This is a genomic window from Aeromonas sp. 160P, assembly GCF_055193095.1.
In genome coordinates, this window is record NZ_JBUXKV010000001.1 from 4,544,880 (window position 1) to 4,552,216 (window position 7,337).

Genomic DNA, 7,337 nt, shown 5'->3' on the forward strand with positions numbered 1-7,337 from the left:
AACTCTGAGCCACATAACAAGGAAGAGAGAAGCAATGGCCAAGACCCTTTATCAGAAAGTATTCGACGCCCATGTGGTACGGGAAGTGGCAGGGGAAACGCCCCTCATCTACATCGACCGCCATCTGGTGCATGAAGTAACCAGCCCGCAGGCATTCGACGGCCTGCGCGCCATGAACCGCCAGCTGCGCCGCCCGGATCTGACCTGGGCCACCATGGATCACAACGTCTCCACCACCAGCAAGGACATCGCCGCCTCCGGCGAGATGGCCCGCATCCAGATGGAGACGCTGGCCGACAACTGCAAAGAGTTCGGGGTTCGCCTCTACGATCTCAACCACAAATATCAGGGGATCGTCCATGTGATGGGCCCCGAGCTCGGCATTACCCTGCCCGGCACCACCATCGTCTGCGGCGACTCCCACACCGCCACCCATGGCGCCTTCGGCTCGCTGGCGTTCGGCATCGGCACCTCGGAAGTGGAACATGTGATGGCCACCCAGACCCTGAAACAGGGCCGCGCCAACACCATGCGGATTTCGGTCAACGGCAAGCTGGCCGAAGGCATCAGCGCCAAGGACGTGGTGCTGGCCATCATAGGTCGGGTCGGCCATGCCGGTGGTACCGGCTACGTGGTGGAGTTCGCTGGCGAGGCCATTGCGAGCCTCTCCATGGAAGGGCGGATGACGGTGTGCAACATGGCCATCGAACTGGGTGCCAAGGCGGGGATGATTGCCCCCGACCAGACCACCATCGACTACATCCGTGGCAAGGAGTTTGCCCCCAAGGGCGAGGCACTGGAGCAGGCCATCGCCTACTGGCAGAGCCTCAAGAGCGACGAAGGTGCCCGCTTCGATGCCGAAGTAGTGCTCGACGCCGCCGATATCGCCCCGCAGGTCACCTGGGGCACCAACCCGGGTCAGGTGATTGCCGTCAATGAACCGATTCCGGCACCGGAATCCTTCAGCGATCTGATGGAGCAGCAGTCCGCCCGCAAGGCGCTCGCCTACATGGATCTGCAGCCGGGCCAGAAGCTCTCCGATGTCGCCATCGACAAGGTGTTTATCGGGTCGTGCACCAACAGCCGCATCGAGGATCTGCGCGCCGCCGCCGCCATCGCCCGCGGTCGCAAGGTGGCAGCTGGCGTGCAGGCGCTGGTGGTGCCGGGCTCCGAGCAGGTTAAGGCGCAGGCCGAAGCCGAGGGGCTGGACAAGATCTTCATCGAGGCCGGCTTTGAGTGGCGCCTGCCCGGCTGCTCCATGTGTCTGGCGATGAACAACGACCGGCTGCAACCGGGGGAGCGCTGCGCCTCCACCAGCAACCGCAACTTCGAAGGGCGTCAGGGCCGCGCCGGCCGCACCCATCTGGTGAGCCCGGCCATGGCCGCCGCTGCCGCCGTCACCGGCCGCTTCGCCGACATTCGCGCACTGTAAGAGGACATTACGATGACAGGATTCAAGCAACACAAAGGGATCGTCGCCCCCCTCGACAGCGCCAACGTCGACACCGACGCCATCATTCCCAAGCAGTTTTTGCAGAAGGTCAACCGCATCGGTTTTGGCAAACACCTGTTCCACGACTGGCGCTTTCTTGACGATGCTGGACAGCAGCCCAACCCCGAGTTTGTGCTCAACCAACCGCAATTCGCCGGAGCCAGCATCCTGCTGGCCCGCGAGAACTTCGGCTGTGGTTCGAGCCGCGAGCACGCCCCCTGGGCGCTGGCCGACTACGGCTTCAAGACCATCATTGCCCCGAGCTTTGCCGACATTTTCTACGGCAACGCCATCAACAACGGCATGGTGCCGGTACGCCTGAAGGAGGAGGAGGTCGACGCCCTGTTCCAGCTGGTCGCTACCAAGCCGGGCATCGAAATTGAAGTGGATCTGAAAGCCAATCAGGTGCGTGCCGGTGAGCTCAGCTTCGGTTTCGAGATCGACGAGTTCCGCCGTTACTGCCTGCTCAACGGGCTGGATGCCATCGGCCTGACCCTGCAACACAAAGCCGCCATCAGCGCCTTTGAGGCGAAGCAGCCAAGCTGGATTTAACGCGCCAGTTGCAAAAAAACGAGTAGAATCAACAGGGAGCTTCGGCTCCCTGTTTTACTGTCCGCTACGCTTCCCACTTTGGGCCACCGGAACTGGCCCGTGCCACAGGAAAGGATGATGAAGAGACCGACGGCAATCCCTCTACTCTGTGCCCTGCTGCTAACCCTGCCTGCGGGCGCCAGCCAAACCAGCTTCAACAACAGCCTCGGTCAGATCAACGTCGGCTGGCGGGATAGCGAAGGCAAGCCCCAGCAGCTCACCTACCGGCTGGAACAGAGCAAGCTGCCGCCCCTTATCGCCTATCGCCCGGCCAGAATGCAGGAGGAGGTGTTGCAGGTATTGCTGCGGGAGGTGCGCCAGAACTACCCCGATGTGCAGTTCACCCTCACCCGCCCCACGCTGGAGCTGCATCTGAAAAGTCGCAATCAGGATAAAGCGCGTGAAGCGATGGCCTGGCTGGAATCACAGCGCAGCAAAGAGGAGCTGGCGTGGCTGACCGAGCACTACTTCCAGTACTTCACAGCCCCTGACGGACAACTTGCGGTCAAGCAAGATCATCCGCGCATTGCGCTGGAGAGCCGCAGCACCTTGGCACCGCTGGCGGGTCAACTCAAACAGCAGGGCAGCACCGAGACGGAAGCGCGCCAGAAAACCGTGGCCCATATGCTCACCTTTATCCAGAGCATCCCCTACCAGCAGTTGGATAATCTCAATGGACGGCAGGGCAAGGGGTTTCTCGCGCCTCGCCAGGTGCTGGAGCAGAATCGGGGCGATTGCGACAGCAAGGTGGCCCTGATGGCCGCCATGCTGGCGCAACTCTTTCCCGAGCTGAAACAGGCCATGGTATTCGTCCCCGGCCATGCCCTGCTAGCCGTTGATCTGCCCGCCAAACCGGGGGATGCCACCATCAGCTGGCAAGGGCAATCCTATCTGCTGCTCGAGCCCACAGGCCCCGCCACCTTGCCAGCCGGCCAAATAGCATCGACCAGCAAAACGCTGGTCGATAGTAAACAAATCAGTGTGCAACCGGTTAAAGCCAACAAGTGAGCCTGTCTATCTCAGGCTCACACTGTGACCCATGACGACCGATTGATTAGATCGCTAGCTCAAGCCACGGGTAAAAACTCTATCGCCAACAGCAAGCCATCATCCTCATCCAGTACCCGAATGATGCGGGCTTGCGCCTCGAAAGGGGGCAGCAGGTTGTTGTGCGTGGCCAGGCTAACCCGGATCGGCAGATTGATGTCGAGCTGGTGTTCAGATACCGCAATCCCCATGCCGTTGGCACTGAGATCCCGACAGACCCCCTCCAGCACCTGCTGTTGCTGATAGACAGTGACCGGAGCATTGATAACCATGCGTGCAAAGGCACGCCTTTCCTTGGTGTTGGTAAGCACGCGAACATCCTCTGTTTGGTGGGCGTCATCTCAGGGGTATTGCACAATTGTGCTGGTCTACCCAAAAGAACGTTAATACAATGCGGTTCGTTTCTCAAACGGGGTGCGGTTTACCGCTGAGATTATACCCGTGAACCTGATCCAGATAATGCTGGCGGAGGAATTTGAGGCATGGCGCTCATTTTTTGCGCCCTCACCCGCTGGCACCTCATTATTAACAAGTAATAGGGAGTGCCACCAATGAAAACCCTGCTGCTGGTCACCACCGGCCTGCTGTCGGCCAATGCGTTCGCCGCCGACACCCTCACCGTCTACACCTACAGCTCCTTCACTGCCGAGTGGGGCCCGGGCCCCAAGATCAAGCAAGCCTTCGAGAAAGAGTGCGGCTGCACCCTCAATCTGGTTTCCCTCGAAGATGGCGTGGCCATCCTCAACCGGCTGCGGCTGGAGGGCAAACACAGCAAGGCCGATCTGGTGCTGGGGCTCGATGATGCTCTCATTAGCGAAGCCAAGCAGAGCGGCCTGTTCGCCCCCCATCCCGCCAAGCTCGACGGCATCAAGGTGCCGGGTGGCTGGCAGGATAAGACCTTCGTCCCCTACGACTACGGCTACTTCGCCTTTGTTTATGACAAGGAGAAGCTCAAGCAGCCCCCCAAGAGCCTGAAAGAGCTGGTGGAGTGGCCCGACCTCAAGGTGATCTATCAGGATCCCCGCACCTCCACCCCGGGGCAGGGGCTGATGCTGTGGATGAAGTCCGTTTATGGCGACAAGGCGCCCGCCGCCTGGGCCGAGCTTGCCAAGAAAACGGTCACTGTCACCAAGGGGTGGTCAGAGGCCTATGGCATGTTCCTCGATGGCGAGGCGGACATGGTGCTCTCCTACACCACCTCCCCCGCTTACCACCTGATTGGCGAGAACAAGCCCCAGTATCAGGCTGCCGCCTTCTCAGAGGGTCACTACCGTCAGGTAGAAGTGGCCGCCAAGCTGAACAGTGCCACTCAGGGCAAGCTGGCCGATCAGTTCCTGCAATTTATGGTGAGCCCCGCCTTCCAGAACGAGATCCCTACCGGCAACTGGATGTATCCGGTGATCGACACCCAACTGCCCAAGGGCTTCGAGCAGATGATCACCGTCAGCAAACCGCTGGCCTTCAGCGCCGATGAGGTGGCCGCCAATCGCAAAGGGTGGATCCGCGAGTGGCTGCAAGCCGTCACCCAGTGAGCCGTAACGCCCTGAAACTACAGACTCGTCCCCTCTGGTGGCTGCCGGGCAGTGCAGCCACCCTGTTGATCCTGTTGTTGTCCCTCGGGCCGCTCGCGGCCCTGTTGTGGCAGGCCGGTTCGTTGGCGCCACGCACCCTGCTCGCAGACCCTTATCTGCGTCATGTGCTGGGCTTCAGTCTGGGGCAGGCGCTGCTCTCCACCCTGCTCAGTCTCGGGCTGGCCATTCCGGTAGCCCGCGCGCTGGCACGGCGACGCTTCACTGGCCGCACCCTGCTCATCAAGCTGTTTGGCCTCTCGCTGGTACTGCCGGTCATTATCGCCATCTTCGGTATCGTGGCGGTTCACGGCAAACAGGGGTGGCTGCCGCAGCTACTGCGATCACTGGGGCTGGATCCCGGCAACTATCTTTACGGCCTGTTCGGCATCCTGCTGGCCCACGTCTTCTTCAACATGCCGCTGGCGGCCCGCCTGATGCTGCAGAGCATAGAGAGCATTCCCGAATCGAGCTGGCGCCTTGCCAGCCAGCTCGGCATGCGCTCGTCCCACATCTTCCGGCTGCTGGAGTGGCCGCTTATTCGCGGCATATTGCCGGGACTGGCCAGCCTCATCTTCATGCTCTGTTTCACCAGCTTCACTACCGTGCTGGCGCTGGGAGGCGGGCCGAAATCCACCACGCTGGAGGTGGCGGTCTATCAGGCGCTGCGCTTTGACTTCGATCTCGCCACTGCTGGCGGACTGGCACTGGTACAGCTGATCCTGACCGCCGCCCTGCTCGCCCTGCAGCACAAGCTACAGAGCACCCCAGCCAGTAGGGTGACGCCCCGTCGCCCCTGTCTGCGGCCGGATCGCCATCAGCCGGGTACGGCCGTGGTGGATCTGCTCTCGCTCGGCATCGGGCTAGCCATCTTCCTGCCGCCCCTGCTGGCCATAGTGGTAGCCGGTCTTCACCCCGGCCTGCTGACAGCGCTCAGCTCAAGCAAGCTGTGGCAGGCGAGCGGCCAGTCTCTGCTGATTGCGCTGGCGGCAGGCACCCTTGCGACTCTGCTCGGCAGCGGCCTGCTGCTCACCAGTCGCCACCTCAAGGTACGCACTCGTCAACGGCGAGCTGCGGCCATGTGGGAGGCCAGCGGGTCGGTGATCCTGATGATCCCGGCGGTGGTGCTCTCCACCGGTCTCTTTATCCTGTTTATGCCATTCACCGATGTCTTTGCCCTCGGTCCCTGGCTGGTGGTGCTGGTCAACGCCCTGATGGCGCTGCCCTATGTGCTGCGCACCCTCTCTGCCCCCATGCAACTGGTGGTTCGCCAATATGATCGACTGGCCGACAGTCTGGGGGTGCGCGGTCTGCATCGCTTGCGACTGGTGGAGTGGCCGCTGCTGCGCCGCCCGCTGGCACTGGCGATGGCGCTGTCGATGATCCTCTCGCTGGGGGATCTCGGCGCTATCGCCATGTTTGGCAGTCAGGAGCTCACCACTCTGCCCTGGCTGCTCTACCAACAGCTCGGCAGTTACCGGCTGACCGAGGCGGCCGCCACCGCCCTGCTGCTGCTCATGCTCTGTTTCTCCCTGTTCTGGCTGGTGGAACGGGGGCTTGGAGGAGAGAATGGCGAGCATCATTGAGCTACAAAAAGCCTTGTGTCCCTGCGCTAGCGTTTCTGCGGCTGTTCTGGCTGGTGGAACAGACCCTTTGAGGAGGAAAAGATGCTGAATATTGATGAACTGGTGACCAGCTACCCTGACTGGCGCGTCAGCTTCAGTGCGACCCTACCCAAGGGGGAGATCACCGCGCTGATCGGCCCAAGTGGCGCAGGCAAGTCGACCCTGCTCGGGATGATCGCCGGCTTCGTGCCGGTGGAGTCAGGGCGCCTCAGTTTCGCTGGCGAAGATCTGCTGCCGCTGGGCCCCGCCGAGCGACCGGTCACCACCCTGTTTCAGGATCACAACCTGTTCCTCCATCTGTCGGTGTTCGACAATATCGCCATCGGCTTGCACCCGGGCCTGCGCCTCAGTGCCGCTCAGCGGGCACAGGTGATCGATGCGGCCGGGCGGGTTGGTCTTGGCGAGATGCTAAACCGCCTGCCAGAGCAGCTCTCCGGCGGCCAGCAGCAGCGAGTCGGGCTGGCCCGCGCGCTGGTGCGGGGCAAGCCATTGCTGTTGCTGGATGAGCCCTTCTCGGCCCTCGATCCGGCCCTGCGCCGGGAAATGCTGGCCGAAGTGGCTCGCCTCGCCTGCGAGCAGGGCATTACCGTGTTGATGGTTTCCCATAACCCGGAAGATGCACAGCTCATCGCCGATCTGGTGCTGTTCGTCGATGAGGGGCGCATCGCCCTGCAAGGCAAACCTGACATTCTGCAAAACAGCAATCACCCCGGATTGTTGCGCTACCTGGGTCGTGCTCTAGCACCACAGTGAATGGCCAACAAGCTGATGGTCTTCCCCTATCATGCCGGAAGATGCCCAGCTCATCGCCGATCAGGTGCTGTTCGTCGATGAGGGACACATCGCCCTGCAAGGCAAACCCGACATCCTGCAAAACAGCAATCATCCCGGGTTGTTGCGCTACCTGGGTCGTGCACATATCTCATAACTGAACACTTGCATCAAAAAAGGGAGGCCGATTGGCCTAATGCCAGTCAGTTAAGCCTGACTGGCATTGTTTTTATTGGCTTTTTT

7 protein-coding genes, 1 pseudogene and 1 riboswitch are annotated in these 7,337 nt (G+C 61.4%); of the genes and pseudogenes, 7 read left to right on the plus strand and 1 reads right to left on the minus strand.

Going from position 1 to position 7,337, the window contains the following annotated elements:
• Positions 1-34: 34 nt before the first annotated feature.
• From leuC to ACY8FN_RS21085, 3 genes are all read left to right on the plus strand, one after another.
• Positions 35-1,432: a 3-isopropylmalate dehydratase large subunit gene (gene leuC, locus ACY8FN_RS21075; protein WP_463101106.1), complete on the plus strand. Its 1,398-nt coding sequence runs from the start codon at positions 35-37 to the stop codon at positions 1,430-1,432.
• Positions 1,433-1,444: 12 nt separating this feature from the next.
• Positions 1,445-2,044, plus strand: a complete 600-nt coding sequence (gene leuD / locus ACY8FN_RS21080) for a 3-isopropylmalate dehydratase small subunit (RefSeq protein ID WP_463101107.1) — start codon at positions 1,445-1,447, stop codon at positions 2,042-2,044.
• Positions 2,045-2,161: 117 nt separating this feature from the next.
• Positions 2,162-3,091: a transglutaminase domain-containing protein gene (locus tag ACY8FN_RS21085; RefSeq protein ID WP_463101206.1), complete on the plus strand. Its 930-nt coding sequence runs from the start codon at positions 2,162-2,164 to the stop codon at positions 3,089-3,091.
• Positions 3,092-3,150: 59 nt separating this feature from the next.
• Here ACY8FN_RS21085 and ACY8FN_RS21090 read toward each other — a convergent pair whose 3' ends face one another.
• Positions 3,151-3,441, minus strand: coding sequence for a PilZ domain-containing protein (locus ACY8FN_RS21090; protein WP_042018611.1), 291 nt, complete (start codon positions 3,439-3,441; stop codon positions 3,151-3,153).
• 89 nt (positions 3,442-3,530) lie between these two features.
• Positions 3,531-3,621: riboswitch (TPP riboswitch) on the plus strand.
• A gap of 60 nt (positions 3,622-3,681) precedes the next feature.
• On the opposite strand from ACY8FN_RS21090, the gene thiB reads away from it, so the two are divergent.
• From thiB to ACY8FN_RS21110, 4 genes and pseudogenes are all read left to right on the plus strand, one after another.
• Positions 3,682-4,662, plus strand: a complete 981-nt coding sequence (gene thiB, locus ACY8FN_RS21095; RefSeq protein WP_463101108.1) for a thiamine ABC transporter substrate binding subunit — start codon at positions 3,682-3,684, stop codon at positions 4,660-4,662.
• Positions 4,638-6,284: a thiamine/thiamine pyrophosphate ABC transporter permease gene (thiP, locus tag ACY8FN_RS21100; protein ID WP_463101109.1), complete on the plus strand. Its 1,647-nt coding sequence runs from the start codon at positions 4,638-4,640 to the stop codon at positions 6,282-6,284. The genes thiB and thiP overlap by 25 nt, the downstream gene beginning before the upstream one ends.
• 81 nt (positions 6,285-6,365) lie before the next feature.
• On the plus strand, positions 6,366-7,076 hold the full coding sequence (gene thiQ, locus ACY8FN_RS21105; RefSeq protein WP_463101110.1) for a thiamine ABC transporter ATP-binding protein: 711 nt from the start codon (positions 6,366-6,368) through the stop codon (positions 7,074-7,076).
• 34 nt (positions 7,077-7,110) lie between these two features.
• Positions 7,111-7,251 (plus strand): annotated as a pseudogene (locus tag ACY8FN_RS21110) (thiamine ABC transporter ATP-binding protein); the annotation flags it as partial.
• Between the last annotated feature and the right edge of the window lie 86 nt (positions 7,252-7,337).